The 22,766-nt window shown below is 32.6% G+C and carries 20 protein-coding genes and 1 riboswitch; of the genes, 3 read left to right on the top strand and 17 right to left on the bottom strand.

The genetic code is table 11. The features are described 5' to 3' along the window. Positions 1-120: 120 nt before the first annotated feature. Entirely contained in the window at positions 121-717 is a 597-nt protein-coding gene (locus NE668_RS01185) for a hypothetical protein (RefSeq protein WP_227037068.1), read from the bottom strand. A 179-nt stretch (positions 718-896) separates the two neighbouring features. Between NE668_RS01185 and NE668_RS10515 the strand changes: the two genes are divergently transcribed. After that, entirely contained in the window at positions 897-1,031 is a 135-nt protein-coding gene (locus NE668_RS10515) for a hypothetical protein (RefSeq protein ID WP_256195453.1), read from the top strand. A gap of 259 nt (positions 1,032-1,290) precedes the next feature. Further along, positions 1,291-1,378, top strand: a riboswitch (ZMP/ZTP riboswitch). 89 nt (positions 1,379-1,467) lie between these two features. After that, positions 1,468-2,679, top strand: coding sequence for an L-lactate MFS transporter (locus NE668_RS01175; RefSeq protein ID WP_227037069.1), 1,212 nt, complete (start codon positions 1,468-1,470; stop codon positions 2,677-2,679). A 171-nt stretch (positions 2,680-2,850) separates the two neighbouring features. Here NE668_RS01175 and NE668_RS01170 read toward each other — a convergent pair whose 3' ends face one another. The 11 genes from NE668_RS01170 to NE668_RS01120 form a co-directional block, all read right to left on the bottom strand. Continuing rightward, on the bottom strand, positions 2,851-4,107 hold the full coding sequence (locus tag NE668_RS01170) for a PD-(D/E)XK nuclease family protein (RefSeq protein WP_227037070.1): 1,257 nt from the start codon (positions 4,105-4,107) through the stop codon (positions 2,851-2,853). Positions 4,108-4,173: 66 nt separating this feature from the next. Beyond that, a complete protein-coding gene (locus tag NE668_RS01165) occupies positions 4,174-8,061 on the bottom strand; it encodes an AAA family ATPase (RefSeq protein ID WP_256195449.1) in 3,888 nt (1,295 codons plus the stop codon). 157 nt (positions 8,062-8,218) lie between these two features. Next, positions 8,219-8,785: a hypothetical protein gene (locus NE668_RS01160; protein ID WP_227037072.1), complete on the bottom strand. Its 567-nt coding sequence runs from the start codon at positions 8,783-8,785 to the stop codon at positions 8,219-8,221. 87 nt (positions 8,786-8,872) lie between these two features. Then, positions 8,873-9,922 carry a DUF4238 domain-containing protein gene (locus NE668_RS01155; RefSeq protein WP_227037073.1) on the bottom strand — a complete coding sequence of 350 codons (1,050 nt, stop codon included), beginning with the start codon at positions 9,920-9,922 and terminating at the stop codon, positions 8,873-8,875. Positions 9,923-10,001: 79 nt separating this feature from the next. Further along, the gene (locus NE668_RS01150; protein WP_227037074.1) at positions 10,002-11,603 is read right to left on the bottom strand and encodes a type I restriction-modification system subunit M; all 1,602 of its coding nucleotides are present in this window, start codon (positions 11,601-11,603) and stop codon (positions 10,002-10,004) included. Between the two features lie 15 nt (positions 11,604-11,618). Further along, on the bottom strand, positions 11,619-12,467 hold the full coding sequence (locus NE668_RS01145) for a hypothetical protein (protein WP_227037075.1): 849 nt from the start codon (positions 12,465-12,467) through the stop codon (positions 11,619-11,621). 1 nt (position 12,468) lies between these two features. Beyond that, on the bottom strand, positions 12,469-12,996 hold the full coding sequence (locus NE668_RS01140) for a KwaA family protein (protein WP_227037076.1): 528 nt from the start codon (positions 12,994-12,996) through the stop codon (positions 12,469-12,471). A 16-nt stretch (positions 12,997-13,012) separates the two neighbouring features. Beyond that, entirely contained in the window at positions 13,013-14,173 is a 1,161-nt protein-coding gene (locus tag NE668_RS01135) for a restriction endonuclease subunit S (protein WP_227037077.1), read from the bottom strand. A 32-nt stretch (positions 14,174-14,205) separates the two neighbouring features. Beyond that, positions 14,206-17,433: a type I restriction endonuclease subunit R gene (locus NE668_RS01130; protein ID WP_227037078.1), complete on the bottom strand. Its 3,228-nt coding sequence runs from the start codon at positions 17,431-17,433 to the stop codon at positions 14,206-14,208. Between the two features lies 1 nt (position 17,434). Then, complete coding sequence (locus tag NE668_RS01125; RefSeq protein ID WP_227037079.1) at positions 17,435-18,004, bottom strand: restriction endonuclease subunit S; 570 nt, start codon at positions 18,002-18,004, stop codon at positions 17,435-17,437. A 176-nt stretch (positions 18,005-18,180) separates the two neighbouring features. Next, complete coding sequence (locus NE668_RS01120) at positions 18,181-19,512, bottom strand: hypothetical protein (protein WP_227037080.1); 1,332 nt, start codon at positions 19,510-19,512, stop codon at positions 18,181-18,183. A 116-nt stretch (positions 19,513-19,628) separates the two neighbouring features. On the opposite strand from NE668_RS01120, the gene NE668_RS01115 reads away from it, so the two are divergent. Beyond that, positions 19,629-19,898, top strand: a complete 270-nt coding sequence (locus NE668_RS01115) for a hypothetical protein (protein WP_227037081.1) — start codon at positions 19,629-19,631, stop codon at positions 19,896-19,898. A gap of 125 nt (positions 19,899-20,023) precedes the next feature. On the opposite strand, the gene NE668_RS01110 is transcribed toward NE668_RS01115, so the two are convergent. The 5 genes from NE668_RS01110 to infC form a co-directional block, all read right to left on the bottom strand. Further along, a complete protein-coding gene (locus NE668_RS01110; RefSeq protein WP_227037082.1) occupies positions 20,024-20,665 on the bottom strand; it encodes a PdaC/SigV domain-containing protein in 642 nt (213 codons plus the stop codon). A 267-nt stretch (positions 20,666-20,932) separates the two neighbouring features. Further along, positions 20,933-21,487 carry a hypothetical protein gene (locus NE668_RS01105; protein WP_227037083.1) on the bottom strand — a complete coding sequence of 185 codons (555 nt, stop codon included), beginning with the start codon at positions 21,485-21,487 and terminating at the stop codon, positions 20,933-20,935. Positions 21,488-21,628: 141 nt separating this feature from the next. Continuing rightward, a complete protein-coding gene (rplT, locus tag NE668_RS01100; protein ID WP_227037084.1) occupies positions 21,629-21,979 on the bottom strand; it encodes a 50S ribosomal protein L20 in 351 nt (116 codons plus the stop codon). Positions 21,980-22,025: 46 nt separating this feature from the next. After that, positions 22,026-22,223: a 50S ribosomal protein L35 gene (gene rpmI / locus NE668_RS01095; RefSeq protein WP_004696338.1), complete on the bottom strand. Its 198-nt coding sequence runs from the start codon at positions 22,221-22,223 to the stop codon at positions 22,026-22,028. A gap of 20 nt (positions 22,224-22,243) precedes the next feature. After that, complete coding sequence (gene infC, locus NE668_RS01090) at positions 22,244-22,762, bottom strand: translation initiation factor IF-3 (RefSeq protein ID WP_008601314.1); 519 nt, start codon at positions 22,760-22,762, stop codon at positions 22,244-22,246. Positions 22,763-22,766: the final 4 nt, after the last annotated feature.

Raw genomic sequence — 22,766 nt, 5'->3', positions numbered from 1 at the left:
CTGTAATAGTTTACTAACTATATAAATTATTTGCACAATAAAAAAGGTTCCTATAAGTCACTACTGTGACCATTAGAAACCTCTTTTATTTATAACTATATTGTGCTAATTAGATATCACTTATTTATAACTAAACTGCGCATCCATAATCATTTGGCGCAACTGCTCCATACGAACACCTTCAGGTAACTTATGTCGATAAAACTGTAAATTATAGTAGTATCGAGTATCTTCATAATCTGTCACCAATACCATATCCGTGCGATACTCTAATGGCCACCCATACATAAATTCAGCTAGTAAACTACGCACACCATCATTGTTGACCTCTATTACATGATGCTTAATAGGCAATACCATCTTTACGGTAGGTTCAGGAACTGTTCTGTCCTTGATAAGCTTATTAACCTCATTATCAAGAGTAGGGCTAGTACTATCGATAGATCTAGCCTTTACATGCATAAAAACACCATCAGAGGTTCTAAAGGCTCTGCCATCTATATCTTTAGTTTCCCCTTTAGTCTCCACAGAGTCCTTTAATACACGGAACTGATACGGACCCAAAAACTTGATTTCTGTAATAGCATCTAAGGCCTCATCAAATTGTCCATTATGTACATTCGTAACATGTATGATAGGTTTCATATCTACTGCTTGTGAAAGAATTGGTGCTACTAAACATAAACCTAGAGTTAATAGCATAATATAACGTTTCATATAAGTCTCCCTCTCCCTAAAAACTATTATCTTATTTGTATTGTAACATAATTTATCTATCCTATAATAATAATTACAAAACGAAAGAGGTTCCTATTGGTCACCTAGGTGACTATTAGGAACCTCTCATCTATTTACTTTTATAATTGACAACACTATATTGAACTTGAGGCCTCTAAATGGGTCCAGCCTTTGCTAATCTTCTAGAGATTGGCGGTGATCAATATGAGTACATTCAAAGTGTTATCACTCATGATTTCCTTTGGCATACTTGTAGCGACCATTATCATGGCAGCAAAGTGATTGACCTCTAGCTGAAAGCTAGCTTTCTAATCGTGGTATGAAAAAAGGCCCGACATAGAAGTCAGACCGTTTCTTCAATTCAATAAATCTAGAAGCGAAGTCTGGCGTCGAAACCATTTATGCCTCACTTTGATATAAATTATATCATATTTAAATAAGGAAAGGAATCTAAGGATTTCTTTCCTTGTTTTCTTTTATAAATCCTCATAGTGCATACGATAGTGACTTATATCACCGACAAGATGTCCTTTCAATTGCTATATTTATAATATATTCCTACTGGGCTGACGGATACGTAGAATTAACTACATGCACAGTAGCACACATTGTGTGATAGCCGACCGTCTGGGCAAGCTTTTGTTCAGATGGTCTTTTTTATTGCCTTCCCGTAACAAATGCTTCTTTATCTATATCTGAATATCTCACCTATATGAAAGGAGTTTTCTTATGAGAAATCGTTGGTTAATTGCATTAGCAGCCATTGGTCTGCACATATCCATTGGTAGCGTATACGCATGGAGCGTACTCACACGTCCCATTATGGCAGATATGGGTTTTACCTTATCGCAAACAACATGGACATTCTCATTAGCTATTTTAATGCTCGGACTATCTGCGGGCTTTCTTGGATCCTTTGCAGAAAAAATTGGCCCTAAGAAAAGTGGACTTCTCGCTATGTTATTCTGGGTAACCGGATTATTGGGTACGGCCTATGCACTTAGCATACACAATCTTACCTTACTCTATCTCTTCTACGGCATCATTGGTGGTATTGGACTAGGCATTGGTTATATAACACCAGTGTCTACGCTCGTAAAGTACTTTCCAAATCGCCCAGGATTTGCTACCGGCTTAGCCATTATGGGTTTTGGATTGGCTTCACTCATTGCGGGGCCTCTTATGCAATACCTTGTAGCTCAGGTTGGATTGGTGGATACTTTCATTATCCTCGGTGTAATCTATCTTGTAATTATGGGCGCCTCTTCTCTCTATTTGAAAGCACCCCAACCAAAACATCCAACTCGCCCTACGAAAGATAAATCCACCATGTACGTTCATAACCATGGCATGCTAGCCAATGATGCCATGAAAACTTGGCAATTCGGTGCCCTTTGGTGGGTATTCTTTATTAATATTACCTGTGGTATAGGTCTTCTATCCTTAGCATCCCCTATGGCACAAGAAACCATTGGTATGACACCTGCAGCAGCTGCATCACTAGTTGGTATCATCGGTATCTTCAATGGTGGAGGTCGCATTGCGTGGTCTACTATCTCCGACTACTTTGGCCGTGCACAAACGTATATGCTATTCTTTATCATACAAATCATCGCATTCTATCTACTTGCCGAAACCAATAATGCTCTAATATTCCAAATTTTAATTCTTCTCATTATCACCTGCTATGGCGGCGGATTCGCCTGTATGCCAGCATATCTTGCGGATCTCTACGGTATACGTCAACTTTCTACTATTCATGGCCGTATTCTAACTGCTTGGGGATTAGCGGGCATCGTTGGTCCTATGCTCGTATCATACTTTCACGAAGCAGGATATGGCTATACTACTGCTTTAGAATGTTTTGCCGCTCTATTTGTGTTAAATACAATTATTGCTATAGTCCTGAAATTATACGGAAAACGAGAGTTACACAACTAATAACTCCATTTAAACATGAAGAAACGGCCTGACATGATGTCAGACCGTTTCTTCAATTTTAAATACTAGAAGCGAAGTCTGGCGACCAAACCATTTATGCCTCACTTGGGTATAAATTATATCATATCTAAACAGGGAAAGAAATCTAAGGATTTCTTTCCCTATTTTGCTTTATAACCTAAAGGTTTTCCAATCAAAAGATATAACTACCTCTTTAAGCTTATTATCAATAGCTCTAACTAAACCTATAAAAGGTTCTCCATTATTATCATCCCAAGAATCTAATACTCTATCAATGCCAATATGAATCAACGTGTTTTCATAATAATTTCCATGCCGAGGACAAGCGACACAGTTTTCATAAGTAATATTTAATCGATCTAACTCATCAGTGACAGTATCATTAATCAAAGTATTAAGTTGACTATATATTCTTTTGCGTATTATCTTTCCCTGATTAGTAGAATCATTATTATAATATCGTAAAGATAAATACGCTCCTTTTGAATCATGATCTATCCGCCAAAATATCCTGGGATTAAAGCTTCTAGGTGGCTCGGACCAAATAGCATCTGACTCTGTTCGAGTCCAAAAACGGCGATTAGTCCATGGACTACCACCCTGATTTGTACCAGTACTATATGGATTCGGATAGATACTCATATCCTTCCATAACCAGGAACCATCTATATTTTCATTATCAAATATAATCTGTAATAAGCCATGCTGTGTGACACGTTCCCATTTTATATAGTGACATCCATCATCATATTGTCCATTTATTGTAGATACAATTTGATACCAATCTAGTTGCTTTTTTAAATGCTCACAATAACTTCTTAAAATATCACTTTCACAGTCATCATAATTTTTTAGAATATCCCAAAACATAGGTCCAGTTAGATAATTATGTACTGATTCACTATGAGCTACTTGCCAATCATAATCAAAGTAATAACCCGTCTTGAAGTATACGGTATGGATATGATAATTAGCTAAGTCGGCATTCTCTATATTAAGATCTACTAACTTAAAAGCTTTTTCCAATTTAGTATAGGCATTCCAAGGTTTATGGCATTTAAACACAACTTCTAAAGAATCTTTATAAAAGCTAATTTGATTACCATGTTCACTAGTGCTTGTTTTGTCTTCAATAATAATAGCTAACCTATATTTAGGAATTATAGCTAACACATCAATATTTAAAACCTGCTGCACCAAGATTACTTTATCTATTGATTTGATGTCTACCTTTAAAAGTTTATCACAATTTGATGGCTTATCTATTAACTTTGCTAGTAAATCTAAACCAAGTTGACGATATCTATGTGTAGCTACAGTATCTGGCTCATTAATCCAATTTAAACACCAACAAATAAAAGCATCTTGAGATAACTCACCGGTAGCAAAAGAAAAAATATTGTTCATAATAACCTCTAACATTATAGCCAAGAATCATTTAGAAACTTTGGCTATACATGTTACTAAAAATAATTAAAATGGATCATTAACAGCTAACAAACTATCAACATAATTAGTCAAAATAGGATTATCAACATTCTGTACAATTTGCTCTACAGATGATTTAACACTAGGAATAATATATTCATCAGCAAAATCAAAGCCACTTAATTGATTAAATTCAAAATATTGTTCTAATGCAGTATCTAACATAGTATTTTCAACTAATAATTGTTGATGTAAAGATAAAATAGCTTCAATTGAAAGATCTAATGCTTTTAGTGCATTATCTACTTCATTATAGGAAAGCCCCTCTTCTAGTTCATTTTCAATAGTATCCTCATCATCGTTAGATTCACCCGGATTAATGGCCTCCTCTACAGCTGAAATCATATTTGCTAGACATTCAACAACCCTATTAACATCCCCTAGAGTTTGATTAATTTGTAATGCTTCATACTGGAATTTGAGTTGCAATACAAGTTGACTTAATTCTGGAATCTCATAAATAGATTCTTCCCCAAAAATATCTACGAGTTCTGATAAATCAACCTCTTCAAGTTCATCAATATAATTTGCAATACACTCACATATATCATCTATTTTAGTTTCTGCATATTCATTGTTTTTCATTAAATAATAAGCAGGTACATATAATTTTAATCCTTCAATAATATCAGAATCTTCTATTTCCTCATCAGATTCATAATCTGATAAAAGTGACTCTGCCTGATTAATTAGTTTTTCAGCAGTAATAAATCTAGAAAATTGATCCTCTCCATTATATGAAAATAATTCAAGATTACTCTTATCTAAACACTTTTCATTTTCTTTATTTTCTAATTCATCTATCTTAAGAGTTAGTTCATCGGATAATAATTTAGATGCATATTTTAAAAGATTTCTAGCCTCATGATACTCGCTATATTCCAAACAAATATCTACTGCTAATCTAATATATTTATTACAATCTACAAGTTTCTTAAAATCATTAATTTTTAATAATATTCCATCAACCAATTTTACTACAAACAGATTATTTCCTAAGGCTTTGATTGTTTCTTCTAATGAATGAACAACTAAATCTGCTAAACCACTACTTGGTTTTAGTTCATAATAGTCACGCCACGCAGCTATATTAATTTCATACCGACTTATATTAGATACTATTTCAGTTGAATTCATAGACTCTATAAATAAATATTCTATATGTTTACTATCAATATACTCAGGCCAGCTAGTTAAAAAGTATCGCAATATGGAGTCCCTTTCTTCTATATATAGTCCACTTTTAATCTGATTATAAAACCAGTTATAAATAGCCTGTAAATCAATATTATGCTTATTAACTTCTAAAATATTAATCGCTTGTGATTGTAACTCTAGAGCGCGGCCTTTATAAACCGATTGAATATATTCATCATCCGTATGATTTTGAATAGCAACATTCGGCTTTAATCTTAAAAAACTATAAAGCCATGATAAAAGTGCCAATGCCTCCTCTACAGTGATAGACATTGAGTCCTCATCTAATGATTTAATTTCTTTTAACAAGATTGGTAAAAATAAGTTACATACATTCAAGCCCCATTGATAATCTTTTTTTAGTTTATAATTATATTGAGCATTCCAATCATCAGCTAAAAGCTCTAACTGTTCATCAACATCTTTTGGAATCTTATATAAACATAATGTACATATTTGAGTGCCTAAATAATGGGCCCAGTTTATATCTGAATGTGTGCTTTCTATTTGTATTATTAATTCTTTGGCTCTCTCAAGATCATTATGACGCAAATAAAATTCAAGCTCTGCAAACTGTGCATCAATAATACATTCAGACTTTAGTGTAATAGCAACTGAAGTCATTTTAGATATATATTTGGCCTGTAAGGAGGAATCAATACTAATTAGTAATAATAGATCCTCAATTATATCGTCATATTGTGATGGCTCCCAAGAATTCCCATACTCCTTTAAATAGTCTAAAAGCCTTCCTATTATCTGTCCTGCTTTTGTAAAATTACCACTATCAATATTAATCTCTGCAACAGCTAACATTAACTCTGCGTCATCTATCTCTGACTCAGTAAAGCTGGTTAACATAAGAGCCGTATTTAAATATTGACTAGCTTTAGAATATTGACCAAAGCAGCCATAAAATTGAGCATAGATTTTTAATGCACGTATTTTGAGATGTTGAATTAATTCATTATCGTTATGTTTAACTAAAATCAATTCATCTATCACCTTATCAAAAAGAGTATCATATAAAGAAATCTGAGACTCAATAGTCTTATATAATCCATCCAACTCTAAAGGCGACGGTGTTTGTTCTTTAGTTTCTTTATATCGCTCTACTAGTCGTTCAATGCCAAATAAACCATGTTCTATCGCTTTTAGTGAGTTTTTACCTTTCATATAATGATAAGAAGCCATTTTATGATAGAAATCTCTAACTTTATTAATCTTACTATACTTATCAGAGATAACTGGTTTAGCAACTATATCAGATAAGTCTAAGCTATCAACAGTCTCTTCCATATAGTCAATATCTTTTATTTTAGAAGAATAATACTCACCTAAAGAATCCTCATAATAAGTAATTTGATGAACAGACATATCATTTCGAAGTGCTTCAATTAAGGCTTTAGATTTAATTTGGTAGCGATTTTGGACTTCTAATCCATTATCTACTTCATCTTGTTCAACAATAAAGCCCATTTTAATTAATCTATTAATTGGCCAGTATAAATCTGATTCAATAATCTTACAAACATGAGCTAAGCTTTCAATAGTAAAATATTCCTTAAAAATAGAGGCTACATATAGAATCTTCAATTCTGTATCTGTTAAGTTGCGCAATGCCTCAAGAGCGACTACAGACTTACTTCTAAAGGCTCCTTGCTTTTCAAGACGTAACATTCTACCTTTTAATACAGGACCATCAGATACATAACTAACTTCATTAAAATCGATCCATCCAGTGGACGTACTTTCAACTGCACCATTTTCGCGTAATACATCTATAAGATTGGACAATAACAACGGATTACCATTACTAGACTCACATAACCAACGTTTCAATCCGTCAGAAAGTTTTTCATCATTATCAAAATTATAGGTAATAAGAGCTTGAACTGATGCAGCATCTAGTTCTTGGACCTCATGTTGAATCATCAATTTTTGAGTTCGGCCAAAATTGTAACGATCCATAAAGCTAAACATTTCATTAATACCATTATGAAGTGAATCAGCCTTAGCTTCTGAACCTCGTAATGAACCAATTAATAACAAATTAAATTTTTTATTATTTAATCCTTGTCGAGCCTCCAACATAATTTGAAATATATGTTTAAACACATTGATAGTCCCTCGATCTGCCCAATGAAGATCATCAAAAACTACAACTAACGGTTTCTCCATACTAAGGCCCAATATAATATCTGAATAGAGCTTAACTTTATCATTTTTATAGGTCTCGGCTAACACCTCCGGATTTGTATCCCCTGCATAGGCAGAGATAGCTAGGTCAATAATTGCACTCGGTAATTCCAATCCAGGAATAAATCCCAGAATCTTACCACCTACATCAAAAACTTTTTCCATATTAAAAGAGCCAAAGAACTTTTTCACTTTAGATTGTTCTTGCCATTTAATCGACTCTATACTATTCAAAAGATCCGAACAAGGCTTATACAAATCATCTGCATCAGTCAAAGCTGAACATTGTACATACAGGGTTTGTACTTCTGGATGTAGGGTAGCAAACTTATTTATTATTGCACTTTTACCAATTCCAGCATCACCATGTAATAAATCAATGCAACCTTTCCCTTTTAAGGCAATCTCAAGACGGTTTGATAAAGAATCTAATATACTCTCTCTACCAAATAATTCCCCTACATAACTAACACTCATAATAAATCCCCTTTCAGGAAAACTATATATAATGATATTTATATTATACGTCTTTACTATAATAAATGAAAATAAAATGAAGTCAAAATTTATATAAAATAAAATAGAGATAATTACTATGGTTAATCCATCCGTAATCATCTCTATTTATTATTGACTATTTATTTTCTAGAGCTTCAATGAGCTCATCTAAAACTATTAAACGAGCATCATAGTCTATTATTTTATGGTAAATAAAGTATGCAATCGGTAAAAGAAAAGATAATAAACTAAAGATAAAAATTAGAATAGCAACTAGCGCATTACTCGTTTCTATTCCAATAGCTAAAAGTAGTACTACTACCGACAAGAAAAAATAAGGTACAAGATAATAAATTTTATGTTTTTTCAACTTATAATCGAACCACATTGTTATCGAATATAAAATAATCATGGCTCCAACTAATACAATTGTTGTTACCGTTATATAATTTTGAAAATTTATACCTATAACTCCATTCGTAATACTAGGATTAACATTAGAGGTCACCGTGGTAAGGAAGACCATCAATATTGTAAATAAGCCACCAGCTTTAAAATAATTTCTTCTTAATTCAACTACACGCTTTTCCATTTTTGCATCACCTAAAGAAAGCTCAACTGCCTTATAGCATTTTTTATAATTATTTTTCTGTTCTAATATCCATCCATTACTTTGGCATAGTGAATTACCAAGATTTTCCATAACTTAGTGCATTCCTTTCAGGTAATATTAATCTATAAATTAAACACCTAGGAGATTTATTTTTTTAATCATATATTATTTTTATTTCTAAATATGATGCTTCCAATAATCTTGAATTACACCACTATATATATCACTGTGTTTAATCATCTTTAAGTTAAAATCAAGTTGATCTTTATCAATTATTCTACTTATTGGATATCTACTTATTTCAGGAATTAATCCTAGAGAATAATCTAATTCTATCCATGGAATATTAACGTAATATGGAATAAAATCGCTTTTATTAGTAACAAGTAATTTTCGTCCAGCTTCAACACTATCAATTTTATTATATTCCATTTTCTGCTTTCTATAACCTTCTAATTTAGAGATATGCACTTTATTAGTAAAAAACTCAAAATTATTGCCAATCAGTAATTGATTAGCATTTATATATTGATATGAATTAATGCTATTAATTTCTTCCTTATTAATAATTCTATAATTCATAAGCTTCAGATTTACCGATTTTCTATCATAAAGTAATAGTAAACGCTTTGGAGAAATTGGGATAAAAATAATAGTTCCGATTAATTTAAGACCAATAGCAATATTGGTAAAAATATTTGTGCATATACATGGATTATCAGATATAATAAAGTCAACATCAGTTGTATTATCAATAATTACCGAATTTAAATCTCTTATTGCTTCATATACTTCATCAGGCATACTAAGTAGAATCTTAATATCTTTCTTTAAAGGTTGTAATTTTATTCCTTTATATCTTAAAAGATCTTCTAATCCTGTTATACTGTCATCTAAGTATTTCTTTGCACTTAAAGTCCTTAGTAATTGATAAGCTATAAATTTATATATGGATACTTTTATCTTAGGTAAAAGAGTATGTCTTCTTCCATCTATAACCCTCCTAAAATTACTAGCCCATTCAGTCTCTAATTTAGCTAAATCAGTCTCGATTATACCATCTTCTCCATAAAAATATTCTTCTCGACAAATATCTTCAACGCATACATTCTCATGATTTATTAAATTCTGTATGTTATATATATTAATAAGATATTTTTTCTTGCCCTTCCAACCAAAAAATCTTAAAAAAAACTGTGGCACATAATGTTGCTTAATAACCGGCATCAAACTACTCCTTATATAAATAAAAAAAAATACAAAAAGCGGTAGAAAAGTCCTATTTGGTCTTTTCTACCGCTTTTCCTTACATTTTGACGCCTAATAGGGCTAATTGTTCGGCTATTTCTTTTTCAAGTTGTGCAATTTCTTGGTTATCTTGTTCAATCATACGATTGATTTCATCAAGATCAAGTTCTTCTTCTTCCTCAAATGTGTCTACATATCTAGGAATATTTAGATTATAGTCATTCTCTTTAATCTCTTCGATAGATGCAACGTGTGCATATTTATCAACATCTTGTCTATTTTGATATGTTTCAATAATTTTAGTGATATTTTTTTCGCTTAAATTATTTTGATTTTTACCTTTTTCAAATTCATTGCTGGCATCGATAAATAGTACATCTCGAGTCGTACGATTTTTCTTAAACACAAGAATTGTTGTAGGAATACTTGTGCCATAGAACAAGTTCGTAGGCAAACCAATCACCGTATCAAGGTAATTCTTTTCTATAATAGTTTGGCGAATCTTACCTTCTGCTGCGCCACGGAATAAAACACCATGAGGTAAAACGATTGCCATTGTACCTTCATTATTTAGATGATATAAGCTATGTAATATAAAAGCATAATCTGCTTTAGAGGCTGGTGCTAATTTACCATATTCACTAAAGCGTGGATCTTTAAGTTTACTTTCATTATTATCCCATTTAGCAGAATATGGAGGATTCGCAACAACCGCATCAAAGGAACGTGGTCTATCGATACCATCACGATCAGGACCATCTGGCCAATCACTTTCAAGAGTATCAGCATTATTTAGTGTCATATTATTATACGTAACACCATGCATCATCAAGTTCATACGAGCCAAGTTATATGTTACCGTATTTAATTCTTGCCCATAAAAGCTAACCGCACCTTGACGAGATCCATCAGGCAATTCATTTCGAACCGTCAATAGTAATGATCCAGAACCCATTGTTGGGTCATAGACTGTGAAAGTATCATTTTGAGATTGTATATTACCAGTAACAATTTTAGCCAAGATTTGACTAACTTCATGAGGTGTATAGAACTCCCCACCTTTTTTACCAGCATTAGCTGCAAACTTACCAATTAAATACTCATAAATCTCACCAAGTATATCCTTACCATTTTCATCTTTATACTCGATTTCATCAATTTTAGTAACAACTGCATTTAAAGTCTTGGTTCTACCTGCTGTTGTTGATCCAAGTCCAGAGTCACCAAGGTTAATATAGTTAAAAATACCTCTAAAATCTGCTGCAGCTTCTTTATTAATTTCAGCATTCTTATTAAAGTTTTCAAATAATCGTTGGTAATCACTAGGAATAACGGAACCATTATGAATACTTTCAGTTAAAGAAGCCCATGTATCCTCAGGATTAATGGCATACCCTAATGTGCCAGCAATATCAATTAAACAAGCCTCTAAACCTGCATCTTCGACAAGTTCCTTATATGCCTCATTAACAGATTTGCCGTCTGAAATATCAACCAAATCATTATTAACTAAATACTCTTCTTGATGAATGGAAAGATATTTATAAAATAAAAATGGAAGAATGTAATCTTTGAAAGAACCTGCATCCATTGTGCCACGCAAATCATTGGCAATAGCCCATAATTGGCTTGAAATATTCTGTGCTTTTGATTCTGCCATACAAAATCTCCTTTATTAATTTATTACTTTTGTAGTACTAGCAATCATTTTATCGTCTGTTAATGGATTAATATAATAACGCCCCAATGCTAACTTAAGGAATTGCGACAAATCAGATTCATTACGAATTATAAATCTATTATTATCAACTTGGAGAGTAATCGATTCGAAAGAGTTAGCCTGATTGATCATGCTACTAATATAATCAGAATCATCTAGTCTAATTTTCGGATTATCTTTTATTAATGCAATCATTTTTAAATTGCGGATTCCAATATCGCTTGTATAACCTGATAAATCTAAACAAGTATTATTTTTGAATTCTTCTACTTCTTCTTTATTTGCTTCACGATAAAATATATCAAGACCCATAAAGATTTTATGTATCTTACTAAAATCCTTAAAATATAATTTCCCCTCCCCATCATAGTAAGCATCAATAGTACCATCTAATTGAATCCCATTAGGAATATTAAGTACTTTTAATTTTCTCGGGCCTACTTGATTACCATTAATCTGTAAAATTGACATATTCTCAACACGTTTAGAATTTGTAATTTTTTTCAAAATAAACTCATTAGTTTCACTAGGTTTACTGAGTAAAAACTCCACAGTTTTAAAGCTATCATTATCAAATATATTTAAATTTGCTGTTGAATCAAATAGCCTTATAAAAGGAGTAATAATTTCATCTTTATAATTTGAAAGATTGATAAACAACCATTCATCATTTTCACATTTTGATTCTGCATTAAACTCAATTAAGTGCATTTCATTTGTTATAGGCGAAATATATAAATGATCAACATCTGATTTCTTTAAATTTAATACTTTATATTCCCTCTTACATTTTGCTATTATCATACTACTCCTCAATTTCTATAAACGAAAAATTATTAATACGAACTAAGTTAAATTTCTCCTCAGGTTTGACTCTTGTAAGCTTTAGATCTTTTCTTTTCGTATAAACACTATAGATATTTCCTTCTAAATCTTTAACTTTATATAATCGATATTTAGTTAACCAAAAAATATTAAAATAGTAAGACTGTTCTAAAAGTTTCCACCAAATAGTAAATAAAACCAAAATCAATAAAACTTGTAAGTCAATTGAAAGGTTTCCAATACTAAGCATTATAACAAATAAGCCTATATAAATTGGTATAATATCTTGCTCCATTGGTTGAATTTCTTGAACTATTAATGTGTCATTTTCATCTTGATAAAAGATACGATAACAAGACTCTAAACAAAGTGCAACTAAAAGGAACATAAAAAATGCTAATAATACTATCAACCAATAATATTCCAATGATAAATTTAATGGATTGGTAAACAGATACAATATGCCTCCAGCTGAAAAAGAGCTTAAGCTAAGTAAGAATCGATACATCTAGTCGCTCCTAAATTTAAACAAATAATTGCTGCAATAAAGCTTTCTTCTGAAGTTGTAAGTGTTCTAACTTACGCTGATGAAGGGTAATCATTAATTCAAATTTATTTAATACTCTCCCAATACAAATTTGCTCTTGAAGGGAAGGTATACATATATTCCACTCCGTAAACATAGGCAATCTTAATGACGGAACAGTACCTTGGGCATTTAAACGTAATGCGTGTTCTTTAAATCTGCAGTGAAATAAATATAATAAGTAAAATGCATCTACCCCTTTGAAATTATCTACCTTATATACACGTTGATGAAGAGCAAACTTACCATTATAATAGTGAAAAATTTCACCAATTCGACCATCACCAGGAACAAGTATTGCTTCAGTATTAAAATCATATGTATCGAGTTTCTCAATTTTTTCAGATCTTATAAAAAATGGAAATTGACCATTTGTGACAGAATCTTGTTGATTTCGAGACCCAGTTTTTATATTTGCAACATCCCCCAACTTACACTGTTCCCAATCTTCAGTAAATTCAGGAAAACGAAGCTCAGGATATCGCTCTCCATTTTTAGGAAAAAGTTTCTGAAGCAACGCTTTTTTCTTCATATTTAGATGATCAAGCTTACGCTGATAAAGGGTAATAGTTCGATCTAATGCATAAATTAACTCGCCTATTTTCTCCTGTTCAGGAATTGAAGGTTTATTTACTATCACTTTACTAATTTCATTCTTATTAATCTTTTTAGGAAATGCAATATGTAAAGTTCTTCTCCAAATCTCTGATTGCACTGAAGATGAAGCTAATAATGCTAATAGAAATAAAGAATTTATATCTTTCGGTTTTAACAATGCAAGACTTACATAATAGGCACGTTTTATATTATCTAAAATTATATTAGCACTACCAACATCACCAATACGAGTTAGTAGAATATCACCATACTCCGGAAAAATTTTAAATTCACTCTTAAAATCCTCCTCAGAAATATATTTATCTGATTCTAATGTTTTAATATTTTCCACACTAACAAACATCACACCACTATTCGTATATCTTGGAGTTTGATGTGTGCCATCATAAACATTACAAAGTTCTTCTAACTCACACTGTTCCCAATCTTCAGTAAATCCTGGAAATCGTAATTTAGGTACTCTCCGTTTTTCTTTACTCATTACAATCTCGCTTCCCTTTTATCATAACAACACTACCTTTCATTAACATAAGAATCTGCAAATTTATATAAAGCTTCCACAAGTTCATTACCATATTTGATTTTATTAAGGCTTACAATATCTGCATCTTGTGCTTTTACTTTATATTCCGCACGAGCATCTTTTTTTAGTTTACTAATTCTACCCGTACTATCTAAATCCTGTTTTCCAGCTGTATGTCGAGAAAATAGATCTAATATTTCGTCATTACTAATAACATCAATAATCCCCCATTTTAAGCGGAAATCAAAAATATCATCCTTCATAATCATTGTATTTACATCTTCAATGACTTCTAAACTAGTTAACTTTACAGGATATTGGATTTCCTTTCCTTCTGGTGGGTACGTACCTTTATAAATTGCATCAACTGCATTATTAATTTGTTTTGCATATTGACGATCATCTAAAGCCATTGCAAAATCATTAATTTTTTCACGATAATCCGCAGCTGCATCCATACGTTTTTCATGAACAGCATTCATTAACGCTTCGATTAATTCAGTAAGATAATCATAGTTAACACTAATTTGCTTTACATGTATCATACGTAGTTCAATTTGAGCAACTGGTACATCATGATTTTCAGCAATACGTTCTTTCAAGTCGTTATACAGAGATGTGGTTAACATTTCTTCTTGTTCAGGTGTCATCCCGAGCAATGTAACAAGTTCATCTGGATTATCATAGTCAAATCCGATGTCTTCTCCATTAACAACATCTGGATCATATTGTTTTAGCTTTGACATTCCAGCGCTATATATACGCATAAGATTAAACATTTCTTCTTGCTTAGCTTCACTAGCAGGAACCTCTGTAAAGTTATCCGTCATATCTGCAAGACGATCTACCATTTGTTTTACTTCTTCAAATTGTTCTTTGAACGGTTTGGCTAAAACACCACTATCAACTAAAACTTTTGTATCTACTAATGTGTCTTGTACATCAGCAGAGTGTTTATTCGCATAAATACTCAAAGCTCGGTTCATGAGCTCTTCGTTCTTAGTTGGCCATCTGTAATTGACTACACGACCCCATGGCTTGTCTTGATTATCGGCAATACGATTTGTTCTTGAGTAAGCCTGAATTAGCATTGCATCCTTTAATGTACGATCCACGTAAAGTGTATTTAGCTGCGGTGCATCAAAACCAGTTAATAGTTGATCCACAACAATAACTATATCTAAATACTGCCCATCTTGTGCTGTACGATTTAAACGTGTTGTTAAATCTTGAGTATAACCAGATACATCATCTAGGCCAAAACTAGTACCAAACATTTTATTGTAATGTTTCATAGCACGTAACAGACCATCATTTGTAGTTAATTGGTTATCGCTATTGTTAGTACTCATGCTGAAAGTAATACCAACTTTTAACGTAGGAAGCCCTTGCTCTTTGCGTTCTTGATTCACTCGTTCAAATTCTTCAAAGTACATTAGTGCCATTGGTGTGCTTGGTCTATTCCCACCTACATGAGTAGTGAGCATAGCGTTATAGGCACCATCATTAGAACGGTTTCGCCAATTTTTAAATATATCTTCCACTACCAATCGTACATGATTAGGATTATTATCATAGAAACTTGGTTCAATCATATCATCCATATCATTGTCGGTAAGGTTAGCGATTTTACGTTCAATATCTTGTTCATTCCAATCAGGATATTGTGCCTTATAAAATTTGGGTAAGTACTCTTGTTTCATTTGATCTTCGGCAATAGTCGTTTCAAAATCCACTTTAAAACCTAATACATTTTTATCTGCAATAGCTTCGCGAATAGTATACGCATGTAACAACTTACCAAAGACCTCATGTGTCTTAGTGCCTTTTTTACCGACCACCTTATCAAACATAGGTGTTCCTGTATAGCCAACCCAAGCAGCACCTTTGAATACTTTTTGTAAGTCCTCAAAGCTTTCACCACCGGTAGACCTATGTGCCTCATCGACAATAAACACAAAGTTCTTATTAGGTACTACAAAGTCTTTACGATTAATGAGAGTATTTAGTTTTTGTACAGAGGTAACAATGATGCCATACCCTTTTTCATTTAATTTTTTCTTTAACGCTGAAGTATTTTCTGTTCCACCAACAGTATCAAATTGTTTACCATCAATATCAATAGAACCTTCAGGGTCATATGCCTTATAATTTGCTTCAGTTTGTTTCGTTAACGCTATACGGTCAACTACGAATACTACCTTATCAACATTTGGCATGCGACTCGCCAACCAGGCAGTTTTGAAACTAGTAATCGTTTTACCTGATCCTGTTGTATGCCAGACATAACCTAATTTATTAATTGGCAAATCGAAATCAGCCCGTTTTAATTCATTTAAAACTGCTTTTGTTGCATATACTTGATAAGGACGCATAACCTTAAGCATTTGTTTATTCTTAGTACCGTCAAGAATAGTAAACAATGTAGACATTTGATGTGCCATTGGTATGCTAAGGAACATATCTGCAAAGGTGGTCCAATTGCGAACAACCTTGTTATCATTAGGATTTTGCCATTCAAAAGCAAAGTCTTTATTAAATAAATCCGCCGTAGTATTCGCCATATATTTAATTCTATTTGGCGTCATTGCAACTAGAATTTGAACTGTTGAGAAAATATCACTGTATTGTTTCTCTTGAATATATTGATGCATTTGATTTAATGCTTCATCTACATGATGTTTAACAGATTTTTCCTCAATTTGAATAATAGGTAAACCATTAATAAGTAGCGTTGTGTCAAAACGGCGTTCTGGACGACCTGCAATTAGCGGCTCTCGCTTAATTTGACTAACTACTTGATAGACAGTATTACCTGCCCCAATTTGTTTTTGATCAAATACTGTTAAAAATACATGACGGCCATCATCTAGGTCAACCTCTACTTGGGATACGCCATTGATACCATATAGAAACTGCCCTGCTTGATATGGTGTATACAGTTCATTAATCACCTTTTGAACTTGTTTAAATTCCGTATCACTTAATGGTTGTGTCAGTTGATTTTGATTCAATTGGTACAAAATTTTGCGGAAGTTATCCCAAAGTGCCTCTGTTGTTTTTATAGTTGGCTCATACTTCCAGAGTTTGCTTTTATAAACCTTCATATTTCCATAAGCATCTATTGTATCGCCTATTTGATTAGACTTAGCTGCATTAGTAACAATCCCCGTCGATAATTGCTCAATTAATTTATTTTCAAATTCTAGCTCTGTCATATTATTTTACTCCCTGTAACATAGTAATTGCTTTACGATATGTATTATCTGCCACACGCTGTTTTAATGATCTCAGTCGTAATTGTTTAAAATAAATATCCCCCATAATACGTTGTGTTTCAATAGATGGTAATTTTGGTAACTGGATTTCTTTTAATAAGCTAAGACTATATCGTACAACCTGACTCCCTTGTAAGTTCTGTTTGAACTGCTTTTTAATTTTAGGATTTTCATTAATTAAATAAGCCATAAACTTTTTATCTATAGGCGTATTTAACGGCTCCATCCTAACATAGTTTTGAGTAAAAAGATAACCTTCGTGATCACTGGTAACAAGGGTAGCCATGCCAGATATTGTACTAAATATTAAATCTCCTGCTTTAAGAGTAGAGCCTTTATATTCTGTACGAATTTGTTTTCTATCACTCATAGCGCCAGGTACACCAGTTAAATCTTCATATAATTCGTTCTGCCCATACAAGGTATATAGCACTGCATCTTTACTAGTGCTTTCCTCTAATCGATATTGTGATACCCCTGTATTACTATGAAACATATCTTTAATATACACTATGTCACCTCTTTCTCAAAAATAGTTTTCATTTTATATTTATTTTTGCATGTAAAAAAATTACACTGTATAACTTTTAACTTAAGTATACAGTGTAATTCATATAAAAGCAATGATAAATTTGTAATTTTTAAAAATGCAGGATAGTTTTTTTTAATTCTAAATAATTAACTAAACTATTTTATATTCTTAATATCATAAGTAACCATTTCTTTTGGCATCTTAGCCCCCAGTCCACTTTGGAATGTATGATAGTAGTCCTTATTGTTATTAGTATCCACATATTGCACAATATCACGATAGTCTTTTACCAATAGATTACTATTATTAGACATAATAAAATGCGTATATACAAATTGTTTGTCATGAGATATTAACATATACAAAGTTGTTTTAGGGCGCTTAATTTGTAAGTATACTGATGGCATAGCATCATTCCATACAGTAGCAAATTGAATTGGTTGTCGCATCGAATATTTGTCAGACATAATGATACTTCGTACAACTTTTGGGAATATATTCTCTAGATGCTGCATATCAGTATCTGCTATTGGCATCACCATAATCCCCTCTTTATAATGATCGCTATCATGTATGTACATATACGAATCGCTTTTATCTACCCGTACCATTTTACTTGTTTTTAGTGTTAAAAATATAAAATCATTAATTTTTAATGTCTTACTTTTAGAAAGGATATCCTTAGCTGGCTCAATAGATGGTAGAACATAGTTTACCAAAGGTGACATTATAATTTCTTTAGTCTTATCTACACCTTGTTTCTCCAATGAATTCAACTGTTTTTTAGGTGTCAAATTGTAACCGATATGATAGGAAATTGTAGGTGTATCCTTCATTGTAAAATTGATACTCCCTACCATCGGAGTCCCCTTAGCATATGTTACATCCCATGTGGCTTTTTCTATAGTAGGATACATAAATTTATCAGCATATAAAGAAGGATTAGGCGCTTTATACACTCCAGCTGTTTTCTCTGCAATAGCTTTCATATCATCAATAGTCAACTTGTTATATGGAATCTTACTATCTTCCCAATTATTTCCAGCTGGTTGATGTCGTAATTCATAGGCCATAATTCCATTAGGACTCATAATTATTGCCTGTTCGAAAGCAGAGGTGCCATCTGAAATTTTTTCAGTATTACCATACCTACTTGGATATGGCATAGTAAATTTTATATTTGCTCCACCCTCCTTTAAAATAAATACTGTTGAAGAAAAATTTAACGAATGGTTTAACTCACGATTTGAATAAATTACCTTATCTAAATCTATATCACCATTACCTACCACAGCTTTGGGCATATAATCTTTTATTTCTGCTTCAACCTCACGTTCCATCTTGTGTACATCTAAATCAGTCTTGCGATAATTTTGATATGCATCCTTTGATATTGTAGGATCCGCACCTGGTATATTAATATCAATCGCATGACTTCCTAACGTAACACAGCTAAAACATAGTGTAGCCATCAATATACGTTTCATAATAGACTCTCATCCTTTCACATAATGCCTCTCAAATAGTATATATGTATAGAATATCATATTTTAGTTGACATTTAGTAGTACAATATAAGTATAGAAATGAGGAGGTGATACCTATGAAGTTTACAAAACGTATGATTGTCATGACTCTTTTAGCCGTGACAGCGGCTGTATCTACAGGATTTGCTTATGATTATGTATGCAATGGATCACAAGCAAATTGCAATACCAATGCTCAGTATAAATGTAATGCAGATACTCAATACAATTGTAATACAAACGCTCAATACAACTGTAATAATAACAATACAGTTTGTAACAATACTAGCCAAGGTTACTGTGGTCAAAACTCTAATACTAGAGGATGTGGCGGATATAGAAGATAATATGATAAGTACACTAAAAGCCTATAGTACTGTATATGTACTATAGGCTTTTATAGAGTTTATAACAAGAATACTATTTAATGCATCAATGTACTGATAAGACACAATTTAAAGCTACACTTGTATTAGGAGTTCATGCGGTTAAAGTATTCAATGGCTTTTGGTGTAAAACCAATATAAGTATTACCAGCTGCGTACGGTCCTAGTTCATATGGTTGGTAAACTAGATCAATGTTCCCCTTACCACGTAAGCAATAGTTATCGGTTACATATTTTACACTCCATCCACTTGGAATATAGCTCTTTGTATGATTACCTGTATAATAACTTAATACATGGGATCGTAAGCCGTTATCCAATTGTGCTGCATTCGCAATTTTTATATAGTTATATAATGGAATGCGTTGACCTGTTACTTTATTATATACAAGACCTCTTGTATTATACATACCATGAGCAGCTCCGGCGTAGTAATAATAGGTAGTTAGTAGGATTGAAACAACTTGACTATCCTCATAGGTAACCTTATAGTTTTGAGAAACTTGATAAATATGTTGGTTGTAATACATATCCTTTGCTTCGAGTACATAATTTGCAATATCTGTATTAATAACTCTTTGAGCATAAGCATGATCTGTATAAACTAAAGGATACTTTAAATCTAAATTTACATCTGATTGACTGCCTGTAACAACAGTTGCATACGTTGGTACAGTTAACATAACACCTAACATAGAGGTCATACATAGCTTTTTAAAGATTCCCATAATAATGTCTCCTTTTACAAGCACCTTAAATAGGTTTATTACTATGTTAGTTCTACAAGCTATAATAAAACTCCTCTTTTATATTTTACTTTTTTGATAGTTTATTTCACTTTATAAAACAGCTAAAATGATTTAGTATTTTACACTAAAATATAAATGTAGCTATATCATACTTTCACCATACAAAAAGGACCCTCCAAAGAGAGTCCTTAATCTGTATTATTATGCTATTAAGCGTTTTTAGCTACTTCCATAAACTCATTTATCTTATTTCTTATGAAGAGTCATATTTTCAAAAGCTGTACCATAAGCTTCTTTAAAGATATAGTTACCTACAACATATTTAGGATCACGCAAAGCTACATCAACGTATTGTTGTTGAATATTACCGAAATTCCCCAAAGCCACACCTTCATAATTAAAATCTTCCACACTATTTATCGTTAATTTCATACCAGAGCTAGCTTGTTTAGCATATATGAGGAGTGAATAGTCTTGTGCATACTGTGGAGTACGTAATACGCTGGCTACAGAATGGTTTATATCATAACGATAAGTAACTAAAACCTTGTGAATATATGAGTTATTTCTACTACTATTATTATTTTCAACCTCATATACAACTGCCTGTACTTTATAAATAAACTGGTTCTCTTCTATTCTTTTAATAGAACTCTTGTCTACAAAATACGTAATGGCATTTTTCCCTGTAAGAATAGGAATATTATTCTTATCATTTTTAATAGCTTCCATCGATATAGCTTGGATTTGTAATGGTATTACTATACATGCTAACAATAACATAGAAAATAACTTTTTCATTAATTTAAATCCTCTCTTTTAATATTATCACACACATTATATGTATAGGATATCATATTATAAAAGTATTGATAATCTATTACTTTCACCACATAAAAAAGGACCCTCCAAAGAGAGTCCTCAATGTATATTGTTATGTTATTAAGCGTTTTTAGCTACTTCAACAAGTTTAGCGAATGCTGCTGCATCGTTAACTGCCAACTCAGCCAACATTTTACGGTTAACTTCAACGCCTGCTTTAGCTAAACCAGCGATGAAACGGCTGTAAGTTGTACCGTTGATGCGAGCCGCTGCGTTGATACGAGCAATCCACAATTGACGGAATTCGCGTTTTTTCGCACGACGGTCACGACGAGCGTAGTATAACGCTTTCATTACTGTTTCGTTAGCTTTTTTGAACAAACGGGAACGTGTACCACGGTAACCTTTAGCTAATTTTAAAATCTTTTTATGACGTGCATGAGCTGTAACGCCCTTTTTCACTCTTGCCATTGTATATTCCTCCTAAATTACGATGTATCGATCTAATAGTTAACGATTAAGCGTATGGTAAGCATTTAGCTACGCGTTTATGGTCAGCTTTTGCAACCAATGTAGCTTTACGTAAATTACGTTTACGAGCTGGAGATTTTTTCTCAAGAATGTGGCTTTTGAAAGCTTTCGCACGCTTGAATTCACCAGTACCAGTTACTGCGAAACGTTTAGCCGCTGCGCGACGAGTTTTAATTTTTGGCATAATATAATCCTCCCAATACCTTATTTACTTACTAAAATCATGGTCATGTTACGACCTTCTAACTTAGCTGCTTTTTCAATAGACGCCGTTTCTTTGAGTTCATCAGCAAAACGTGTCAATACCGCCATGCCGAGTTCAGGGTGTGAAAGCTCACGACCGCGGAACATGATGGTTACTTTTACCTTATTGCCTTCCGCCAAGAATTTGGATGCGTTTTTCATTTTTACGTAAAAGTCATGGTCTTCAATATGTGGACGTAATTTGACTTCTTTCAAAGTTACGATTTTTTGTTTTTTCTTCGCTTCTTTCTCGCGTTTTTGTTGTTCATAACGATATTTACCGTAGTTCATAATGCGAGCTACTGGTGGTTTAGCGTTAGGTGCAATTTCCACAAGATCAAGATGCTGTTCTTCAGCCAATGCCAAAGCCTCACGGCCAGACATAATACCGATTTGTTCGTTTTCAGGACCTACGACACGAAGTTCACGAGCACGAATCTCTTCATTAATGCGTGGTGTATCCTTGCTAATAGCGTTCACCTCC

It is taken from the genome of Veillonella parvula (assembly GCF_024461875.1).
GTDB lineage: Bacteria > Bacillota > Negativicutes > Veillonellales > Veillonellaceae > Veillonella > Veillonella parvula_I.
This window is presented reverse-complemented; position numbering and strand designations above follow the sequence as displayed.